Here is an 18774-nt window from a genome sequence, read left to right as displayed (position 1 = left end):
AGGCAGGGTTTTCCCTGCCTTTTTTGTTTGTCATTTCTCTGGCTTTTCGCCGTACCAGCGCGGTGTATAAACCCACTCCCTGCTATCAGATTTCGCAAAAACTTGCGTGTGGGACGAGCCGACAATCACAACGGTTCGCATATCGACATCATCTGGTGTCAGTGCGCCGAGCGTGGTTGTCCGTGTAGTCTCAGCCGGTCTGCCTATGTCGCGCCCAAGGACAACGGGCGTTTCGGGAGACCGATATTGCCGCAGGATTTCAAGCGCGCGACCAAGCTGATGCGGACGTGCCTTGGAGATGGGATTGTAGAACGCCATGGCGAGATCCGCTTCAGCGGCAAGCGCAAGGCGCTTTTCGATAATTTCCCAGGGTTTCAGATTGTCCGACAGTGAAATGATGCAGAAGTCGTGTCCGAGCGGCGCTCCGATCCGCGATGCGGCGGCCATTGCAGCGGAAATGCCGGGCTGGATGACGAGCTCCACGCCGTGCCATGCCGCATTTTCCGTTTCGTGAAGCGCCTCCACGACTGCCGCAGCCATGGCGAAGACACCGGGATCTCCCGAAGAAACCATGGCGACATGTCGCCCGGAAGCAGCGAGTTCGAATGCATGACGCGCCCGCTGCATTTCTTCCCGATTATCAGTCATATGAACGATCTGATCGGCGCGGAAAGGACGAAGGTTTTCTTCCGCCATCCGCACATAGGTCTCATAGCCGAGAATGTCTTCGGCCTGTTCCAGTTCGTGCTGAACGGCAGGCGTCATTAGCTCTCGTGATCCGGGCCCAAGGCCGATAACGACCAGCTTGCCACGTTTTCGACCGACAAACAGAACATCTGCCGGGGTGGCAGCCACGGCAATGGCAAGCCCCAAGCTCTCCATCAGTTGAACCGGCTGTTCCACCGAATGAAGAACGATCTCACGAGCATCGGTTGCATTCGCCACATAGCGCAGCGGGACACCAATTTTCGCCGCAGCCTCTTGGAGCCGCGGCGAAGTACAGTCTTTTTCGTGGGCGAGAAGCAATGCCAGCGACGCTGGGACAATCCCCGCCTTGGCAAGTGCATCTTCAATATCGTTCTGAATGTTCTCGCTGACCCTATCGACGCCAATCGCCACACTGCGCGGATGATAAATCAGCTCGTCTGGCTGGGGTGTGCGGATGTGGGGCGTTATGCTGATCGTCAGCGCACCGTCATTGGCGAAAGGCAGTTTGGAATTAGCAAGCCAGCGTGATTTTCCGTCAAGCTGCACCTTCTGTCCCGCAAGTAGGTTCGACGTGAAATTTTTCGCGTCGTCAGTATTGGCAAGGGTCAGTTCGGCAGGCGGGTGCAGCAGATTGATACCGAACCGCAGTTCGCCGGACGTGGTTATGGCAGGCGCAACCTCAAGTGCTGCCGCAATCTGCCGAGCCATGTCATTGACACCGGAGAGACCACCCAGAAGCGGCACAACTGCGCTTCCATCTTCGGCGACAGCAAGAACCGGCGGTTCGACGCGCTTGTTCTGCAGCAATGGTGCCAGCGCCCGGATGACGATACCGGCTGCACAAAGCGCGATGATGGGGCGGCCCTCCTCATAAAGCGACCTGACCGCATCGCCGAAATGCACGAAGGTTTCATCCAGCGACGCAACACGGTTCTGGAGGCCGCGTATTTCGGCGCGTTCCAGCACCGATGCGATCCGCCGCGCGGCAGGAACCGCGGCTTCTCCGAGAACCAGAATCGCAGGAATCACGCGCCGTTCCATTTTTGCCCCGGAACGAGAATGATCGAGAAATAGGGACAGTCGCTACCATTGACTTCGGCAAGTGGCACAATGCGCTGATTGGCCATGGTGGCGCGCTCAACATAGAGCGCACGGTCCATGAGACCGAGCTCGCCCAGCACAGCGCGGACCTTATCGAGATTTTTGCCAAGCTTCATGATAGCTGCAGCGCCTGTATCCGCGAGCCGTCGCGTCAGTTCTTCTGCGCTCATGACGCCGGAGAGAACGGATAATGTCTGATTGCGATAGACCAGTGGGGCGCCCAGCACAGCTGAAGCGCCAAGAACGGAGCAGACACCAGGCACGACTTCCGTTTCATACTGATCGGCAAGCCGGTCATGAATATACATGAACGAGCCGTAGAAAAACGGGTCGCCTTCCGCTATCACGGCCACATCCTGACCTCTATCAAGATGGCTCGCTATCGTGCTCGTTATCTCGCCGTAGAAATCGCTGACGATCTGTTCGTAATCCATATGCGCGGGAAGCTTTTCCGTCGTCACTGGATAGATCAACGGCACCAGAACCTGTTCCGGTGAAAGATATTCCTCGACTATTGTGAGGGCATTGCCCTTCTTCCCCTTGGCTGCGTGATAAGCCACAACCGGTGCGCTTTTGAGGAGACGCAGGGCTTTAAGCGTTATCAGTTCGGGATCGCCGGGGCCAACGCCCAGGCCGAACAGTCTGCCTTTTACCGTCATTATTCGCGCTCCGACGCGAGCGCATTGACTGCCGCTGCCGTCATGGCGCTGCCACCACGTCTTCCGCGTACAATCACATAAGGTACACCGCGGCTGTTTGTGGCGAGTTCGTCTTTGGATTCTGCCGCGCCGACAAAGCCAACCGGCATGCCGATGATGAGCGCAGGTTTTGGCGCGCCAGCATCCAGCAATTCGAACAGGCGGAAAAGGGCGGTCGGTGCATTCCCGATTGCAACAATGCTGTTGCCGAGATGCGGGAGCCAGAGGTCGAGCGCTGCAGCCGAGCGGGTATTGCCGATCTTCGTTGCAAGCTCGGGAACCGATGGGTCGTTCAGCGTGCAGATGACTTCATTATTGGCAGGCAGACGAGAGCGGGTAATGCCTTCGGCCACCATGCGTGCATCACAGAGAATGGGCGCACCGGCGAGCAGAGCGTCGCGTCCGGCTTTGCCGGCTCCTTGCGAGAAAGCGAGGTCATTGACCACATCCACCATGCCGCAGGCATGAATGACACGGACTGCAAGCTTTTCCAGATCAGCTGGTATCCGGCTTAGATCGGCCTCGGCGCGAATGATGGCGAAGGACCGGTCGTAAATGGCCTGCCCATCGCGAATATAGTCTGTCATGGTGACCGCTCTAATCAGTGTCGGGCGTTCAGAAGGCACGCCGCTTCGTCAATGGTGATATCAGTCGCCAATAGCCGTCCAAAGCGCGATGGTCCAGCCCCGTCTTGCGGAAACGTCTCTTGCGCATAAAGATCGTAGCGACCTGTCGAGCGCGCCAGAAGCGTGTGCGGCAAAGGTGCAAGTGCTGCGCATGACTTGGCGCATCCCGTGATGTGCACGGATGATTTTCCCGGCGCCAGATATGTTGCCAGCCTTTTACCGTCTGTCTGTGTGTCGGCGAGTGCGGAGACGCAGCCATTTGATCCCGAACAGGCACGAAGCCGCGCATGTGGGGCTTCGGCTGTCGTTTCGAGGTCAAGCGAACGAAGTTTTTCGGTTAGTTCACCAATCTGGGTTTCGCCTGCGTAAGGCAGGATAACGCCTTGCCACGGCGTCAGACGCAGTCCACGCCTTCCGCTGTCGGAGAGGTCTGCCAGACCTGCTAGTTGCGCCGATGTCAGGCGTCCCAGGAGCGGCACGGCGCCGACATAAAATGAACCGTCAGACTGCTGGTTGTTGCCAAGATGCGAAAATGGCATCGGTGCCTTGCGCTTCCAGCCGGTTGCGGGATGAATCGGGAACGACAATTCCCGGCTCAGACCTGCCACAAACTCTGATGCTGGGATGGCTTCAAACAGATGTTTCATCCGCGCAAAGCTGGCATGGCGTAAAAAACGACGCAGCATCGTTTCGATGAAGGGCAGGGCATGCTGCGCGTCTACAGCCCCCAGCGCTTCCCTGTCGGGAGACGAAGCAAGGCCAAAAGCAAAGGTTTCGCCGTCTATCGCCGAAAGCCAGATGTCACCCGGATGAGAAATCATCGCGCAGTTTTCGCCACCGTCGATTTGCAGCGAGAATTTCGGCGACAGGGCATAAAAAGCCTCATTCGCCTGCAGCATGTCCAGCACAGACGATGCCAGTCCGGTGACGTCGCATATCTGGCCCCGGTCAATGCCAGCCGTGGGGCTGACCAACACGTTGCGAATATCATCCGCGCGGGGATTGTCGGCGCCAAGGCCAGCCTCGTGAAGTGCCGCGACGGCATCGTTCCAATGTCTGGGCGTAATACCGCGCAACTGAATATTGGAGCGAATCGACAGCTCTATCGCGCCTGCATCGAAACGTTCGGCTATTGCTGCAATTGAACGCGCCTGATCAGCTGACAGGCGACCAAGCCTCAGTTTGATACGGGCAATAGCCCCATCCCTGGCCATAACCATACGCGAAAGACCGGGGCAGGCGTTGCGCCTGTCGGGTTGGGCTTGCCGCGACTGAGTGATTTGCTGGCTCGACATTTCAGCCTTATACGCCTTGCCGCTTGCACTTGCTACTGCCCCGCCATACGAACAGGGAAAAGGAGCATCGCGCATGGCACGCTGGCTGACAGTGATCGGAATCGGTGAGGACGGGTTTGACGGGCTTGGGAATACCGCGCTCGCGGCGCTCAACTCTGCTGCGGTCATTTTCGGCGGCAAGCGCCATTTGGACTTTCTGAGTGGCGATATCAAAGCCGAGCGCGTAGCCTGGCCATCTCCATTCGACGAAGCTTTCACGATGATTGAGGCGTATCGCGGCCAGCCGGTGGTTGTGCTGGCAAGCGGCGATCCAATGTTTTTTGGTGTGGGAGCGACTTTGTCCCGGCATTTCTCGCCGGAGGAAATGCTTGTTCTTGCCTATCCGTCCTCTCTTTCACTCGCCGCTGCGCGCATGGGCTGGCCTCTTCAGGATGTGCGGTCTGTTAGCGTGCACGGTCGCCCGTTCGAATTGCTGTTTCCGCATATCTTGCCGGGCGAGAAACTTCTTGTGCTCAGCGATGACGGTTCGACGCCAGCCAAAGCCGCGGCAATGCTCACGGATAAAGGTTTTGGCCAAAGCCTGATGACGGTGCTTGAACATATTGGCGGGCCAAAGGAAGGCCGGGTTCAGGGTTCCGCCGAAAACTGGTCCCATGAGCGATGCGCCGATCTCAATGTACTGGCGATTGAATGTGTCGCTGCGCCGGATGCGCGCGTGTTTTCTCCCGTCGCGGGTCTGCCCGATGAAGCGTTTGAGAATGACGGACAACTGACCAAGCGCGACGTTCGTGCTGTCACTCTATCGCGATTGCAGCCATTGCCGCGTCAATTGCTTTGGGATGTCGGCGCCGGTTGCGGATCGATCGGCATTGAATGGATGCGTGTTCATCCTTCATGTCGCACGATTGCCATAGAAGCGGACGAACAGCGGCAGGGGATGGTCGAGCGAAATCGCGCGGCATTGGGTGTCCCCGGATTGCAGTTGGTCAAGGGCGGGGCGCCCTGTGCACTGGAAGGGCTGGAAGCGCCGGATGCGATCTTCATCGGCGGCGGTGTAACGGATGACGGCGTTCTGGAAGCCTGCTGGAACGCGCTGAAACCGGGTGGCAGGCTTGTCGCGAATGCAGTGACCTTGCAAAGCGAGATGCTGCTTTTCAACTGGCGTGAGAAATTCGGCGGAGAATTGACGCGTCTTGGCGTTGCGCAAGCGGGTGCACTTGGCTCTTTCGATGTCTGGCGACAGGCACTGCCCGTCACAATTTATTGCGGGTTCAAATCGAAATGATGACTTGAATAGTCATGTTATATTCGGGTAAGGCTGGGGAAATTGTTTCCCAAAGGAGGACGGGGCATGTCCGAACTCAACGCCAATACCCGCTTTGCGCTCACAAATGCCGGTCATGTGGTCAATCAGCTCCTCGATCATTTTGTCGAGCATGCCGACGTGCATCGGCAGGGCAGCACGGCCAAGCTGGTGCTGAGCTTCGGTCAGGCTGATGTGCAATGGGATGATGAAACGGTTAGCGTCGACGTCAAAAGCGAGGACGAAACCGGTCTTGCCTATATGAAATATTCCATCGCCGAGCATGTGTTGGAATTTCTCGACAAGGGCAGCGCCAAACCGAAAATCATCTGGGAAGGTGATGGGGCCGCCGGGTTGCCGCTGCCTTACTTCCGCGAGATGCAGGTCGTTGCAGTATCGAACGTAACGCCGCATATGCGTCGTATTCGTCTGAAGGGCGACAACCTGTTCCGCTTCTCGCAGTTGGGTCTTCATATCCGCCTGCTGTTTCCGCCGGAAGGTCTTGCCAAACCGCAATGGCCCACAACCGGCGAAGATGGCCGTCCTGTCTGGCCGGATGGCGAAGCCAAGCTTGCCACACGTGTCTATACGATCCGCAACATCGATAGCGTAGCCGGCTGGGTGGATATCGATATGGTCGTCCATGGCGATGATTGCGACGCGCCGGGTTCCGGCTGGGCTGTCAGCGCCAAGCCGGGCGATATTGTCGGGATGACGGGGCCGGGCGGTGGCGATGCGGGCGATGCGAAGTGGTATCTGCTTGCGGGTGACGAAACCGCGCTACCTGCCATCGGGCGCATTCTGGAGCGTCTGCCGGAAGGGACCAAGGCGGTCGTGCGCGTCGAGATCGGCAGTGCTTCGGAAGAGCAGGAACTTGTCTCTCGTGCCGATGTCGATCTGCAGTGGCTGAACCGCGATGGCGCGGAAGCCGGAACGACGACATTGCTGCAGGATGCGGTGCGTGTGGTCGAACTACCGGAAGACGAGGAAGACATTTACGTCTGGGCCGGTTGCGAGTTCAACGCATTCCGGTCGATCCGCACCTATATGCGCAAGGAACGTAATGTTGCGAAGGATCGCCAGCTTATTGTCGCCTATTGGCGGCGCGGGCAGGATGGCGACACACCGCGCAAGGCATCCGACGATTGATGCAATGAAAAAGGGGACCGGCAGGTCCCCTTTGTTTTTTGCATGTCTTTATCCCAAAACCGGTTGCCACTTCTGGGAGACAAGCTTTTGCATTACCTGCGGAAGCCTTCGCTGGCCTGCATCAGGTTCTTCGTATAGTCGGCATGGATATTGCCGCTAACAAGATCGTCTGCCTGCAACTGTTCCACGACCTCTCCATTACGCATGACAGCAAGCCGGTCGCACATATGGGTCACAACGCCAAGATCGTGGCTGACCATGACGAAGGTCAGGTTGCGGTCACGCCGAACCTGCTCCAGCAGATTCAGCACTTCCGCCTGAACCGATGCATCGAGCGCCGAGGTTGGCTCATCGAGCAGCAATATGCTGGGTTCAACGATCAGGGCGCGGGCAATGGCGATACGCTGGCGCTGGCCGCCTGAAAGCTGGTGCGGATAGCGAAAGCGGAAGCCGGAACCGAGGCCGACTTCATCGAGCGCCTTCACGATGCGCTGTTCGGTGTCGCCGACGCCGTGGATGGCAAGCGGTTCCAGCAGCAGCCGGTCCACCGTTTGCCGGGGATGCAGCGAGCCGTAAGGGTCCTGAAACACCATCTGGACATTGCGATAGAATGCCTTGTCGCGCGGCGTCTTCAGCAATTGCCCGTCTATGCGGATTTCGCCGTCTTCAACGGGTGCCAGTCCTGCAACGGCACGTAGCAGGGTCGACTTGCCGGAACCGGATTCACCCACGAGGCCGTAGGATTCGCCGCGCGCTACGTCGATGCTCACCGATTTCAGCGCATGGAAATGGTCGAAATAGACGTCGATATTGTCGACGCTCAGTGCAGATGCCGTGCTCATAGTTTCCCCTGTCATAGCTTCCAAGCCTCCTCGCGCTGCAAGGTTGGCAGGGGATGGCGATCGGCTCCGATTTTCGGCATGCAGTTCAGCAATCCTTGCGTATAGGGATGTTTCGCATTGGCGAGGTCCTTCGCCGCAATTTCCTCCACGATCTTGCCCGCATACATGACGATAACGCGGTCGCAGAATGAAGAAACGAGGCGCAGGTCGTGGCTGACGAAGATCAGCCCCATGCCGCGTTCGGCAACCAGCTTGTCCAGAATGCCGAGCACTTCAAGCTGAACCGTCACGTCGAGGGCCGAAGTTGGTTCGTCGGCGATCAGCATTTCCGGCTCGGCGACCAGCATCATGGCGATCATGACGCGCTGGCCCATACCGCCCGAAACTTCGTGCGGATAAAGGCTCATGACGCGTTCAGCATCGCGAATCTGCACGGCTTCGAGCATGGCGATTGAGCGCTTGCGGATTTCATCGCTGCTGAATTTGCCATGGGCCTTCAGCGTTTCGGCGATCTGCTTGCCGATGGTCATGACAGGGTTGAGCGAATATTTCGGGTCCTGCAACACCATGGCTATGCGGCCGCCGCGCAAGGCGCGACGTTCGCGGGCCGACGCGTTTAGAAGGTCGATGCCGTCGAACTCGAGTTTTCTGGCGGTGATCTTCGCATGGAGCGGGGTAAGCCCCATGATGGCGCGGCCGGTCTGGGATTTGCCAGAACCGGATTCGCCAACAATACCGAGACGCTCGCGGCCAAGCTCGAAGCTGACACCGCGCACGGCCTCGATTGCGCCTGTGCGCGTCGGGAAGGTGACGCGCAGGTCTTCAACAGTCAGAAGAGGCTTCATTGATTGTTACCCCGCGGATCGAGCGCATCGCGCAGGCCATCGCCCAGAAGGTTGAAGCCGAGGCTGACGATCAGGATCGCAATACCCGGCATGGCTGCAACCCACCACTGGTCGAGAATGAAGCGGCGACCGGAAGCGATCATCGCGCCCCATTCCGGCAATGGCGGCTGTGCGCCGAGGCCGAGGAAGCCGAGGCCCGCTGCCGTCAGGATGATACCTGCCATGTCGAGCGTTACACGCACGATCAGCGAAGATGTGCAGAGCGGCATGATGTGGCGCACGACGATGCGGATTGGCGAAGCGCCCATCAGGCGAACAGCGGAGATATAATCCGAGTTGCGCACCGTGAGCGTTTCCGCGCGCGCAATACGCGCATAGGGTGGCCATGAGGTGATCGCGATGGCGATGATGGCATTTTCGATGCCGGGTCCGAGAGCAGCAACGAAGGCCAGCGCGAGAATGAGCTTCGGGAAGGCAAGGAAGATATCGGTGATGCGCATCAGTACGGCATCGACCCAGCCGCCGGCATAACCGGCGACAGTACCGACCAGAAGGCCGATAGGCGCGGCGATGATGGCGACCAGCAACACCACATAGAGAGTGAGGCGGGAGCCATAGATCAGACGCGAAAGAATATCGCGGCCCTGATCGTCGGTGCCGAGCAGATAGCCGGGTGTTCCCGGCGGCAGCAGGCGGGAATTGGCCAGATCGCCGATAACTGGCGAATGCGGCGCCAGCACATCGGCCAGCGCTGCAACGACGAGCAATCCGATGATGATCAGGAGGCCGAGGACGGCCAGCTTGTTGGCGGTGAAACGCCGCCAGACCATATAGGCCCGGCCGAGACGGGCTTGCGTGCGTGATTGTGGCCGCTCGGTAAGCAGCCATTCACGCCATGAGAGGTTGGAAGTAACTGTCATTTGGCTCATCGTACGCGCGTCCTTGGATCGAGAACCCGATAGAGAAGATCGGACACGAGGTTGAGCGCGATAAAGACCGACCCGATGACGATAGTGCCACCGAGAACGGCATTCATATCAGCGTTTTGGAGGGAATTGGTGATGTAGAGTCCGAGGCCGGGCCAGGAGAAGATGGTTTCGGTCAGAACCGAACCTTCCAGAAGTCCGGCATAGGAAAGCGCAATCACAGTCACGAGCGGGACGGCGGCATTGCGCAGCGCATGGCCCCAGATGATACGGGTTTCCGAAATACCCTTGGCACGAGCAGCAACGATATATTCCTGTTCCAACTCGTTGAGCATGAAGGAACGGGTCATGCGGCTGATATAGGCCAAGGAGAAATAGCCGAGCAAAGCCGACGGCAGGATAAGGTGGGAGACGATATCCTTGAGAGCTGGCCAGTCGCGCTGGATGATCGCGTCGATCAGGTAGAAACCGGTGATCGGCGTGAACGTGTATTCGAATGTGATGTCGATACGTCCGGGACCCGAGGTCCAGCCGAGCCGCGCATAGAAGATCAGAAGTGCCAGCATACCGAGCCAGAAGATCGGCACCGAATAGCCAACGAGGCCGATCACGCGCACAATCTGGTCGACGAGGCTACCACGCTTCACGGCGGCGAGAACGCCGAGCGGAATGCCGAACAAAGCGCCGATGATGGTGCCGACGGTAGCGAGTTCCATGGTCGCGGGGAAAACGCGGCGAATGTCGGTCATGACCGGATTGGTCGTCAGTACCGAAGTGCCAAAATCGCCCTGTAGCACACCCTTAACGTAAAGATAGAACTGCTGGTAATAGGGCAGGTTAAAGCCCATTTCTTCCCGCACGCGCGCCACGACATGCGCAGGAGCGCGGTCGCCGACGATGGCAAGCACGGGGTCGATCGGCACCACACGGCCGATAAAGAATGTGACAGCCAGAAGGCCCAGATAGGTCGTGACGACGATGACCAGAAAACTGGCTAACGACGCGGCAAGGACCGTTGAACGCCTTGGCGCTCGCCTTACCTTTTTGGTGGTTCCAGTGTTGCTCAATGTTTTGACCGCTTCCGACAATGAGAGCATTTCAGAACAGGTTCTGGTCTGAAGCCTCAGTCATCTTTGCTTGAAAAGCCCTAGAACGGTTTCGATGAGCCGTTCCATTTCCTGTTGTGACGCATTTCCGGGAGCGAAACCGGTTCGCTGGAAATGCTCTGGAGCGGCTTTCCGTTTTGATTCAGAAAACCGCTCCATCCTTTTGTTTTTAAGCCGATTCAGCGCATGAAAAGCTTTCATGCGCTGAGGCGCAGCCAACTATTCCTTGCTGATGGGCGCCAGGAAATTGGAGTCGAATGTCGGGCCGAGCTTGTAGCCCTTCACGTTGCCGGCGATACCTGCAACTTCAACCTGCTGGAACAGCATGACGAACGGGCTCTGGTCGAGAGCTTCCTGCTGAAGCTTCTTGTACTGTTCAGCACGCTTGTCGTTATCGCGTTCCAGAAGAGCTGCCTGCGTCTGCTTGGTCAGCTCAGGAATGTCCCAGGCGTTGCGCCATGCAAGCGTTTTGGTCGATGCGTCGTCGCTGTTATCCGGGTTGCTGGTGAAAGCTTCGGCATTGGAATTCGGATCCCAATAGTCCATGCCCCACTGGCCAATATACATGTCGTGGTTACGGGCACGATACTTGGTCAGTGTCTGCTTGCCGTCGCCGGGGATGATTTCGATCTTCACGCCAGCCTGAGCAGCGGTCTGCTGGAAGGATTCGGCAATGCCGGTGACCGGTTGGCCGTTACGGACGTCGAACGTGACCGATAGACCATCCTTCAGGCCTGCCTTGGCGAGCAGTTCCTTCGCCTTGGCTACGTCGAGCTTGTAGGGTGCAGCATCGAGAGAACCAAGAACGCCCTTTGCCTGATAGGTCTGACGGATTTCACCGATGCCCTTGATGAGGGTTGAACCGATTGCATCATAATCGACCAGATATTTGAACGCTTCGCGAACTTCCGGCTTGGCCAGGTTTTCGTTCTTCTGGTTGAGGCTGATGTAATAGACCGTGCCCTTGGCAGCGCTGGCGGTCGTCAGCTTGTCGTTCTTCAGAACGGCTTCATAGTCGCCCGGTTCCAGATTGCGCGCCACATCGACGTCGCCGGATTCAAGCATCAGGCGCTGCGTCGCGCTTTCCTTGACGTGACGATAGAAAACGCGCTTGAGCTTTGCCTTTTCGCCGTAGAAATTGTCGTTGCGTTCCAGAATGACGACTTCATTGGCGCGCCATTCGCGGATCGCGAACGGGCCCGAACCTGCCGACTTGGTCTTCAGCCATGCGTTGGCATAGTCGGTGTCGTATTTATAATCGTCGGTCGGCGTAACCTTCTCGGCGTGTTCTTCGAGGAGCTTCTTGTCGACGACAGCAGCGACGGTCGCGGTCAGGCAGTTCAGCACGAAGCTTGGTGCATATGGCTTGTCGACGGTGAAGACGAAGGTAGTATCGTCTACGGCTTTCGCCTTTTCGTTGACGTTATCCTTGGTCAGGCCGAACTGGGTCAGGATGAAAGCCGGGCTCTTGTCGAGACGCACAGCGCGTTCGAAAGAATAAGCCACGTCGGCAGACGTTATCGGGTTGCCGGAAGCGAACTTGATGTCCTTCTTCAGCTTGAACGTATAGGTGAGACCATCGTCGGAAACGGTCCAGCTTTCAGCGACGCCCGGTATAACTTTCGACGTGTCGTTGATATCGAGGCGAACGAGCATGTCATAAGCGTTGCCGATGAATTCGGCCGGGCTCAGTTCGAAGGATTCTGCCGGGTCCAGCGTGATCGTGTCATCGATGGCCCATGCCTGAACCAGTGTGTCGGCTGGCGTGGCCGACCAGGCTGGATTTGCGGCCAGTACCGCGGCAAGTGCTGCACCCGCAGCCAGAATACGAAAACGTCCGAAATGCATCATGTTGAGAGTCCCCTTCCTATGATTTTGTTTGGGATTTTGTCTTTGTTTTTTCGCGCATCTTATTCCGAAAACCATTTCACACTTTTCGGGATGCGCACCAGATCAGGCCGCTTCGTGCCAAGCCTGTTTCAGAACCCGTACCCAATTGTCCTGGCAAAGTTTTGCTAGCTCTTGTTCACTATAGCCCGCTTTTCGCAGTGCATCGACAAGGTTTTGCGTGCCTGCGGCATCGCCAATTTCGGCTGGAATTGTTGCGCCGTCATAGTCTGAACCGAGCGCTACGCAGTCGATGCCCATGCGTTCAACCATGTAATCCACGTGGCGAACTACATCGGACAGCGGCGTGTTGGCGTCTTCCTTACCGTCCGCGCGCAGCATCGTCGTGGCGTAGTTCAGTCCGGCAAGACCCTTGCTCTCGCGGATCGCATCAAGCTGACGGTCGGTCAGGTTGCGGGCGACAGGGGTGAGGGCGTGTGCGTTGGAATGGCTGGCGACCAGCGGCTGATCGCTCAGTTTGGCCACGTCCCAGAAACCTTTTTCGGTGATATGCGCCAGGTCGATCAGAATGCCCTTGGTGTTGCACGCTTTGACCAGACGCTTGCCTGCATCGGTCAAGCCCGGGCCAGTATCGGGGCTCATCGGATAGGCGAATGGAACACCGTGAGCGAAAACGTTGTTGCGGCTCCACACCGGTCCGAGTGAACGTAAGCCGGCAGCATAAAAGACCTCAAGAGCAGCCAGATCGGCATCGATGGCTTCGCAGCCTTCCATGTGCAGCACGGCGGCAAATGTGTCGCTGTTCAGCGTTTCATCGAGTTCACGACCGTTGCGGCAGAGCTTCCAGCCCCCGGCAGCTTCCAGCTTCAACGCGATGGCTGCGATTTCGAGAGCTATGTCGAGGGAGGGACTACGTTCCAGCGGCACTGAAAGCGGCGTTTCGTAGTGGCCATTGGCATCAGGCTTGCCCAGTTCGATATGCTCGCCCGAAGGTATGTAGATAGCGCATATTCCACCGGCGAGACCGCCTTTGCGCGAACGGGGCAGATCGATATGGCCGATATCCGTCCCGTCGATAAATTCCTTGATCGGGTCTTGGCCCTTGCGGGCATTTTCCCAAAGCCGCAGAAGGACATCGTTGTGTCCGTCAAAAACGCGCTGCATTCTTTCATTCCTGACTGCATGGTCTGCGACAGCAGAGCCACATATCCAAGTGTTCAGGCGCGAGGAGACAACACGGCAAGGTAAGATAACCTCCCGATATGGTGGTTGAGCTTTTCGCTCTTATTGTTCCCCGCACTTCCACTACCAATTTATAATCGGTTAGTGCCTGTCGGAGTCAAGCCATCGAATGACGTAGTCAGACTGCGAAATGAAGATAAATTTATGCAAAACGAAAGGGCTGCGCTATGAAACGCAGCCCTTTGTGCAAATGCAGAATTGCTTGATGCTAAAACAGAATGAAGTTTCGCATCGGATCGCGAGGCCTAGAACTTGTAGTTCAGACCGGCCTTGATCGAATGGTTCTTCAGATTGTTGCGCTGTTCCACGCCGTTGACGCGGGACTTCACGTCGTTAAAGCGCTGGAAGTCATATTCGGCCTTTACGGAAAGCGGGCCGCTCAGGGCCTGTTCAACACCAGCGCCAACCAGTGCGCCACCTTCCCAGCCCGGAGCCGAGGTGGTGTTGTCCTTGGCCTTGAAGCGGGTCACGCCGTAACCAGCCGTGCCGTAAACGAGCGTCTTGTCGAAAGCATAGCCGACCTTGCCCTTGGCATTGCCGTTCCATGACTGCTGAAGGCTGCCGCCATTGCCGATGCGATGTTCGGCTTCGGCGAAGTTTCCTTCGAGTTCTCCGCCAAACACGACATTGCCGCTCTGCATGTTTTTGCCTACGACAACGCCGCCAAGAGCACCAGTGCGGTTGGTGAAAGGACCGGGAACCCTGGACGAAGAAGCGCCGACCTGTGCGCCGATATAGTTGCCGGACCAGTCATGCGGGCCTGCGGCGACAGGATCATTATAGGAATAGTCGGTTGCTCCCATCATGTCGGCAGCGAAAGCCGAACCTGCAAAAGCAACGATTGCGGCGCCAAGCGCCACTGCGGTGATAGAACGCTTCAACATTTTTTACTCCGATTTTCCCGTCTGGAAACGCTGGCGGGAAACATGCCTGAATTCATTATACCCATCGAAAGGCCGTGCCTTCGAACTGGCTCTCGTCTCACCTCTGATTGTGTCCAAATTTAAGAAAATTCGAGCGATTTCCATGCAATGCGCAACCATTCTTCGCGCTATGCTTAACAATCGGTAACTGCTGGATGCGGAAATTTTTGTTAGATCAATCCCAGTCCACGGAAGCTGGCATGGCCGTGCTTCCCGACAATGACATGATCATGCACCGTGATGTTGAGTGCTTTGGCAGCGTTGACGAGCTGCTTGGTCATATCGATGTCGGCGCGCGATGGCGTTGGATCACCGGAAGGATGGTTGTGGACCATGCCATCCATTACGCTAAGACATTGATCAATAAGCAAATAATGTAAATTTCATAATGACTGGTGCCGGAGAATGGGGGCGGTTGATCATGCGTGAACGTGACCGTCACGTTTGATCACCTAGGTGCTCGCCGTGTCCCTTGGGGCACGGCATTGCACTTTATTCTTTTCATCCCAGGCATCAAGCTCATCGAGGGGGTAGAGCACGGCCTTGCCGATTTTGACGAAGGACGGTCCAAGACGCATCGCGCGCCAATTCCGTAGGGTCCCAACCGAAATACCACCTCGGTAGCGCTCAGCTACCTCCTCAGGCGTAAGGTATTTGCTATCTGGCACTGCCGCCTCCTTCGGCAGCATGACCAAGGCCTTGCCGCCGCGTCTTGAGTTGATCATCGCGGTAGTTCTTTGAGGGGCGCTTCGGGTTTAATTTTAAGGGCCAAAGACCGGTGCCTCACGCTGCCGCACGGACATACATGCTGCGCCATTCGCCGCCGCGAAAGACGTTCCCGGCTCGGGTCGGAGAAACGGATACCGTATAGGCCACATAGGCGGGGTTGGACGAACTGCTTCCGTTGACTCGCCAGGTGCCGCGCAGATGCTGCGCAACGGTTATGTGGGCGATTTCGGGCCCGAGTTTCTGGCGGGTACGGCGGAATACGAAAGACGCGATTCCCTTCAAAATCCAGTTCCGAGAGGAGTGCCGGTTCGACCCCGGCCACCCGCACCATCATTCAGTGCTACCGTTGAAGGTGGAGACCACACGTTCGAGTCGTGTTCGGTGCGCTGTCTCTCTCCGAGATGGTCCAAAGTTATGGCGCTTGGCCGAGTCGTGACCCCGTCGTCGGATCATTCATCTACGTTGAACTAGCCAAAGCAGTCACCCAGCACACGGTGCTGGCTCGGCGTGCGGATCCCCGGAAAATGCGTACTCGTATTGGCTATCCCGGCAGAGCAAACTTTGAATAGTGCTGCCGGATATACGCCAGCTTCGGATCAATGTAGCTCTGACAGAAAGGCCTGCTCGGATCGGTGCGGTAGTAGTTCTGATAGCGCGCATCCGATGCCCTAAAGCCCACAAACGATAGAACTAAGGTGTGCACCGCCTCGCCAGTCTCTTCGCCCAAGCGGGCAATTGCTTGCTCAGCTTCATGGCGCTGGCTCTCTTCAAATATATAAATCGCACTGCGATATTTGCTTTGCAGCGATCGGGCTCGCTTGGCGGAGTGCGTTCTGAGATGGACCTCGGACAGCGTCGTCAAACCAATGACCGTGGGATCGAAGGTGACGATCACCCCCTCTGCCCAGGTGTTTGCCGGCGCCGTCGATTGTAGAAAACCCTGGTCGACCTGCGTGACGCCGCGCAACGCTTGGAAAACACCCTCGGTGCACCAGTGGCAGCCTCCACCAAAGCCGACCTTTGCCATCCTCAACTCCTGCGCAAAGGCAAAACGGCTAGGCCGGACCTATCGAGCTGGCTTACGAACGCGATGATACGCTGTCCGACATCGTCCGCCATTTCGACATGAGGGTAGTGCCCGGCGCCCGCGACAATCATGGTTCCGCCATTGATCCTCGAAGCCAAGCTCCGAGCTTCTTCGACAGGGTCCGGGAAGTCTGGATCCTTCGAGCCCATCACGATGAGGCTTGGCACGGAGACTTCGTCTAGGAACGCTGCGGTGTCGGACTTGCCCGTGTCGTCGAAGGCTATCCTACCGCCCTCTGTCTGAATAAACTGGGTCTGCGCATCGTTAGACGCCATGAAACGATCCGATCCGTTGAGCAGCAATCCTATCGGCTGACTTCGAAAAGAAACCACGCACGGCGTTCCGCCTCGTCGGTCCAGGTATCGATCAGGCCGGAGGTCGCATTGTCCTTCGCCTGATCGGCGACGTCCTTTGCGCGACGCAGCGACTCGACCATATGAAGATTATCAGCGCGCAATTCCGTCAGCATGTCCTGCGGCGTGACGAACTCCGCGTCGTTGTCCTTGATCGTCTGGTGGCGGGCGATATCGCCGATCGATCGGATGGTCGTATTACCGGTCTTCCGGGCGCGCTCAGCCATAGCATCGGTAGCAGCGAGGATCTCCGCGGCTTGCTCGTCGAGAAGCAGGTGGTAGTCCCTGAAGTACGGGCCCGAGACATGCCAATGAAAGTTCTTGGTCTTGAGGTAGACCGCATAGCTGTTCGCCAAAATGATCTTCAGCGCATCCGCGACCGTCATGGTCGCGCTTTCGTCCAGGTCAGAAGGTGAAGGCGCGGTTGCAGCACTGGAGTTTGTCATCGCTTGGACTTTCTCGATCATGGCTTGCACAACAGACCAGCGCCGATTCTTTCGCACGCTAAGGTACAGAAAATGAATTTACGTCAGGATGAAGTCCAATGACCTGTAACTATAGTTTCGATAGTTCAGGCGACCAGAAACGAGCCTAGGGGCCTAGGTTCGCGCCCATCACGGTCACCACGTTTAGCGGTGAAGCCAAGCTCATGCGTCCGGTCGAAAGTGGAGCACGAACGCCACGACCTTTTCTGCGGACATCTCACACGGCTTGAGTGAAGCCTTGCCCGCTGAGACGCGGTACAGGTTGAAGCTAACGATATCGGTTCCAGCCAGCTCTCGGGCAAAAAGGCTGTTACGTCGGCCATCTTTGGAGCGGCGGACTGTAACGCCGAAGCGCCGGGCTTTGTAAGTGCCCCCACTATATCCGTCCGGTAGCTTAGCGAAAGCCGTATCGAATTCTTTCTCCTCCATTTCACGTCACTGGTGGCCGTCCGATGGCGAGCAGCTGGTCGAGCCCGCCTCTGGCATCGAGGGCATGGAGTTCGTCAGAGCCGCCCACATGCGTGCCGTTGATGAATATCTGCGGCACGGTCCTTCGACCTGAGACGTCGATCATCGCTTTTCGGTTTTCCGCACTAGCTGCGTATTTCAGAATTCGCGGACAGCGATTTCATTAAATCGCGGACACTTGTTTCGCTAATTCGCGGACAGTTCAGCCGCAGCGTTTTTCAGGTCTGTTGTTAATCAGCCTTCTGTTCTTTCGTCGTGCATATTGGGTATGGTGTCAATTCCGGATTTGGCTTTGCGCATACTATCTCCTTCCAAATTGATGCGATGAGCATTGTGCACGACGCGGTCCAATATTGCGTCGGCGACCGTGGCGTCTGCGATGAGGTCATGCCAGGCATTCACGGGGACCTGAGCCGTGATGAGCGTTGACCTGCGCTGGTATCGTTCTTCGATAATCTCGAAGAGATGGAAGCGCTGCTGTTCGCTGAGGACATGAGTGGCGAAGTCATCAAGGATCAGCAGTTGCACTTTCATCAGTCGGTTCATGAGCCTTGGATAGCGGCCATCCAACTTTGCCATGGCGAGATCCTCGAAGAGACGAGGCGCGCGGACATAGAGAACCGAATGGTCATGTCGTGCGGCCTGACGGCCCAGAGCACAGGCCAGCCATGACTTGCCCGTACCGGTTTTCCCGCACACGATCAAATTCTCATGGTTCTTAAGCCATTGCCCTTGCGCCAGCGCCATTGTCGCACGGCGGTCGAGGTTTCTGGCCGCGCGGAAATCAATGTCTTCGACACAGGCTTCCGGGAAGCGTAGCTTTGCGGCCGCCAGACGTGTCGTCAGCCGCTTGTCGGCGCGTACGGCGATCTCCCTGTCGAGCATAAGGCCCAACCACTCTTCTTTGTTCATCGCCCGGGCGTCTGGCTGTTCAGACAGTTCCCGCCAGGCCATTGCCATGCCCGACAGACCAAGCGTGTACATGTTTTCAAGCGTTGGATTGGTCAGCATTGTCATTCCTTCTTTCTTGGGGGGTGCCG

The 18774-nt window shown here is 57.2% G+C and carries 20 protein-coding genes and 1 pseudogene; 2 read left to right on the top strand and 19 right to left on the bottom strand.

Features of this window, described 5'->3' with window-relative positions; all coding sequences use genetic code 11:
- Positions 1–30 precede the first annotated feature (30 nt).
- The 4 genes from cobJ to cobG are packed head-to-tail and all read right to left on the bottom strand — an operon-like array spanning position 31 to position 4428.
- Complete coding sequence (gene cobJ / locus ABDF71_RS09550; protein WP_437260048.1) at positions 31–1749, bottom strand: precorrin-3B C(17)-methyltransferase; 1719 nt, start codon at positions 1747–1749, stop codon at positions 31–33.
- Positions 1734–2468, bottom strand: a complete 735-nt coding sequence (locus tag ABDF71_RS09545; protein WP_029928889.1) for a precorrin-2 C(20)-methyltransferase — start codon at positions 2466–2468, stop codon at positions 1734–1736. The genes cobJ and ABDF71_RS09545 overlap by 16 nt, the downstream gene beginning before the upstream one ends.
- Positions 2468–3094: a precorrin-8X methylmutase gene (locus ABDF71_RS09540; RefSeq protein ID WP_043063115.1), complete on the bottom strand. Its 627-nt coding sequence runs from the start codon at positions 3092–3094 to the stop codon at positions 2468–2470. The genes ABDF71_RS09545 and ABDF71_RS09540 overlap by 1 nt, the downstream gene beginning before the upstream one ends.
- Positions 3095–3108: 14 nt before the next feature.
- Positions 3109–4428 (bottom strand): precorrin-3B synthase, encoded by a 1320-nt coding sequence (cobG, locus tag ABDF71_RS09535; RefSeq protein WP_500061484.1) that lies wholly within the window; start codon positions 4426–4428, stop codon positions 3109–3111.
- A 73-nt stretch (positions 4429–4501) separates the two neighbouring features.
- Here cobG and cbiE point away from each other — a divergent pair, with 73 nt between their 5' ends.
- Both cbiE and ABDF71_RS09525 read left to right on the top strand, forming a co-directional pair.
- Positions 4502–5713: a precorrin-6y C5,15-methyltransferase (decarboxylating) subunit CbiE gene (gene cbiE, locus ABDF71_RS09530; protein ID WP_479883547.1), complete on the top strand. Its 1212-nt coding sequence runs from the start codon at positions 4502–4504 to the stop codon at positions 5711–5713.
- A 66-nt stretch (positions 5714–5779) separates the two neighbouring features.
- Positions 5780–6880 carry a DUF2218 domain-containing protein gene (locus ABDF71_RS09525; RefSeq protein WP_437260050.1) on the top strand — a complete coding sequence of 367 codons (1101 nt, stop codon included), beginning with the start codon at positions 5780–5782 and terminating at the stop codon, positions 6878–6880.
- A gap of 92 nt (positions 6881–6972) precedes the next feature.
- Here ABDF71_RS09525 and ABDF71_RS09520 read toward each other — a convergent pair whose 3' ends face one another.
- From ABDF71_RS09520 to istB, 15 genes and pseudogenes are all read right to left on the bottom strand, one after another.
- Entirely contained in the window at positions 6973–7722 is a 750-nt protein-coding gene (locus ABDF71_RS09520; protein WP_029928879.1) for an ABC transporter ATP-binding protein, read from the bottom strand.
- An 11-nt stretch (positions 7723–7733) separates the two neighbouring features.
- Complete coding sequence (locus tag ABDF71_RS09515; protein ID WP_010659864.1) at positions 7734–8567, bottom strand: ABC transporter ATP-binding protein; 834 nt, start codon at positions 8565–8567, stop codon at positions 7734–7736.
- Positions 8564–9496 (bottom strand): ABC transporter permease, encoded by a 933-nt coding sequence (locus tag ABDF71_RS09510; protein ID WP_500061483.1) that lies wholly within the window; start codon positions 9494–9496, stop codon positions 8564–8566. The genes ABDF71_RS09515 and ABDF71_RS09510 overlap by 4 nt, the downstream gene beginning before the upstream one ends.
- Positions 9493–10590 (bottom strand): ABC transporter permease, encoded by a 1098-nt coding sequence (locus ABDF71_RS09505; protein WP_373418737.1) that lies wholly within the window; start codon positions 10588–10590, stop codon positions 9493–9495. The genes ABDF71_RS09510 and ABDF71_RS09505 overlap by 4 nt, the downstream gene beginning before the upstream one ends.
- A gap of 228 nt (positions 10591–10818) precedes the next feature.
- On the bottom strand, positions 10819–12450 hold the full coding sequence (locus ABDF71_RS09500; protein WP_151663000.1) for an ABC transporter substrate-binding protein: 1632 nt from the start codon (positions 12448–12450) through the stop codon (positions 10819–10821).
- Positions 12451–12552: 102 nt separating this feature from the next.
- Positions 12553–13611 (bottom strand): dipeptidase, encoded by a 1059-nt coding sequence (locus ABDF71_RS09495; RefSeq protein WP_029928876.1) that lies wholly within the window; start codon positions 13609–13611, stop codon positions 12553–12555.
- Positions 13612–13934: 323 nt separating this feature from the next.
- Positions 13935–14573: an outer membrane protein gene (locus ABDF71_RS09490; protein WP_010659869.1), complete on the bottom strand. Its 639-nt coding sequence runs from the start codon at positions 14571–14573 to the stop codon at positions 13935–13937.
- A gap of 209 nt (positions 14574–14782) precedes the next feature.
- Positions 14783–14947: pseudogene (locus ABDF71_RS09485) on the bottom strand (JAB domain-containing protein); the annotation flags it as partial.
- A gap of 117 nt (positions 14948–15064) precedes the next feature.
- Positions 15065–15301 carry a helix-turn-helix transcriptional regulator gene (locus ABDF71_RS09480; protein ID WP_254915512.1) on the bottom strand — a complete coding sequence of 79 codons (237 nt, stop codon included), beginning with the start codon at positions 15299–15301 and terminating at the stop codon, positions 15065–15067.
- A 94-nt stretch (positions 15302–15395) separates the two neighbouring features.
- The gene (locus tag ABDF71_RS09475) at positions 15396–15623 is read right to left on the bottom strand and encodes a hypothetical protein (protein ID WP_088217426.1); all 228 of its coding nucleotides are present in this window, start codon (positions 15621–15623) and stop codon (positions 15396–15398) included.
- Positions 15624–15882: 259 nt separating this feature from the next.
- Positions 15883–16368, bottom strand: a complete 486-nt coding sequence (locus tag ABDF71_RS09470; RefSeq protein WP_088217425.1) for a peptide-methionine (S)-S-oxide reductase — start codon at positions 16366–16368, stop codon at positions 15883–15885.
- A gap of 2 nt (positions 16369–16370) precedes the next feature.
- Positions 16371–16703 (bottom strand): alpha/beta fold hydrolase, encoded by a 333-nt coding sequence (locus ABDF71_RS09465; RefSeq protein WP_088217424.1) that lies wholly within the window; start codon positions 16701–16703, stop codon positions 16371–16373.
- A 29-nt stretch (positions 16704–16732) separates the two neighbouring features.
- The gene (locus ABDF71_RS09460; RefSeq protein WP_231771192.1) at positions 16733–17248 is read right to left on the bottom strand and encodes a Dps family protein; all 516 of its coding nucleotides are present in this window, start codon (positions 17246–17248) and stop codon (positions 16733–16735) included.
- 448 nt (positions 17249–17696) lie between these two features.
- Positions 17697–17876, bottom strand: coding sequence for a glutaredoxin domain-containing protein (locus ABDF71_RS09455; protein WP_500061661.1), 180 nt, complete (start codon positions 17874–17876; stop codon positions 17697–17699).
- 92 nt (positions 17877–17968) lie between these two features.
- Complete coding sequence (gene istB, locus ABDF71_RS09450) at positions 17969–18745, bottom strand: IS21-like element helper ATPase IstB (protein WP_012090960.1); 777 nt, start codon at positions 18743–18745, stop codon at positions 17969–17971.
- Positions 18746–18774: the final 29 nt, after the last annotated feature.

The organism is Ochrobactrum sp. WV_118_8 (assembly GCF_039631535.1).
Taxonomy (GTDB): Bacteria; Pseudomonadota; Alphaproteobacteria; order Rhizobiales; family Rhizobiaceae; genus Brucella; species Brucella anthropi.
This window is presented reverse-complemented; position numbering and strand designations above follow the sequence as displayed.

Coding starts and splice junctions, on each gene's coding strand:
- cobJ (WP_437260048.1), bottom strand. CDS start 1,749: ATGGAACGGCGCGTGATTCCTGCGATTCTGGTTCTCGGAGAAGCCGCG.
- ABDF71_RS09545 (WP_029928889.1), bottom strand. CDS start 2,468: ATGACGGTAAAAGGCAGACTGTTCGGCCTGGGCGTTGGCCCCGGCGAT.
- ABDF71_RS09540 (WP_043063115.1), bottom strand. CDS start 3,094: ATGACAGACTATATTCGCGATGGGCAGGCCATTTACGACCGGTCCTTC.
- cobG (WP_500061484.1), bottom strand. CDS start 4,428: ATGTCGAGCCAGCAAATCACTCAGTCGCGGCAAGCCCAACCCGACAGG.
- cbiE (WP_479883547.1), top strand. CDS start 4,502: ATGGCACGCTGGCTGACAGTGATCGGAATCGGTGAGGACGGGTTTGAC.
- ABDF71_RS09525 (WP_437260050.1), top strand. CDS start 5,780: ATGTCCGAACTCAACGCCAATACCCGCTTTGCGCTCACAAATGCCGGT.
- ABDF71_RS09520 (WP_029928879.1), bottom strand. CDS start 7,722: ATGAGCACGGCATCTGCACTGAGCGTCGACAATATCGACGTCTATTTC.
- ABDF71_RS09515 (WP_010659864.1), bottom strand. CDS start 8,567: ATGAAGCCTCTTCTGACTGTTGAAGACCTGCGCGTCACCTTCCCGACG.
- ABDF71_RS09510 (WP_500061483.1), bottom strand. CDS start 9,496: ATGAGCCAAATGACAGTTACTTCCAACCTCTCATGGCGTGAATGGCTG.
- ABDF71_RS09505 (WP_373418737.1), bottom strand. CDS start 10,590: ATGCTCTCATTGTCGGAAGCGGTCAAAACATTGAGCAACACTGGAACC.
- ABDF71_RS09500 (WP_151663000.1), bottom strand. CDS start 12,450: ATGATGCATTTCGGACGTTTTCGTATTCTGGCTGCGGGTGCAGCACTT.
- ABDF71_RS09495 (WP_029928876.1), bottom strand. CDS start 13,611: ATGCAGCGCGTTTTTGACGGACACAACGATGTCCTTCTGCGGCTTTGG.
- ABDF71_RS09490 (WP_010659869.1), bottom strand. CDS start 14,573: ATGTTGAAGCGTTCTATCACCGCAGTGGCGCTTGGCGCCGCAATCGTT.
- ABDF71_RS09480 (WP_254915512.1), bottom strand. CDS start 15,301: ATGCTGCCGAAGGAGGCGGCAGTGCCAGATAGCAAATACCTTACGCCT.
- ABDF71_RS09470 (WP_088217425.1), bottom strand. CDS start 16,368: ATGGCAAAGGTCGGCTTTGGTGGAGGCTGCCACTGGTGCACCGAGGGT.
- ABDF71_RS09465 (WP_088217424.1), bottom strand. CDS start 16,703: ATGGCGTCTAACGATGCGCAGACCCAGTTTATTCAGACAGAGGGCGGT.
- ABDF71_RS09460 (WP_231771192.1), bottom strand. CDS start 17,248: ATGATCGAGAAAGTCCAAGCGATGACAAACTCCAGTGCTGCAACCGCG.
- istB (WP_012090960.1), bottom strand. CDS start 18,745: ATGCTGACCAATCCAACGCTTGAAAACATGTACACGCTTGGTCTGTCG.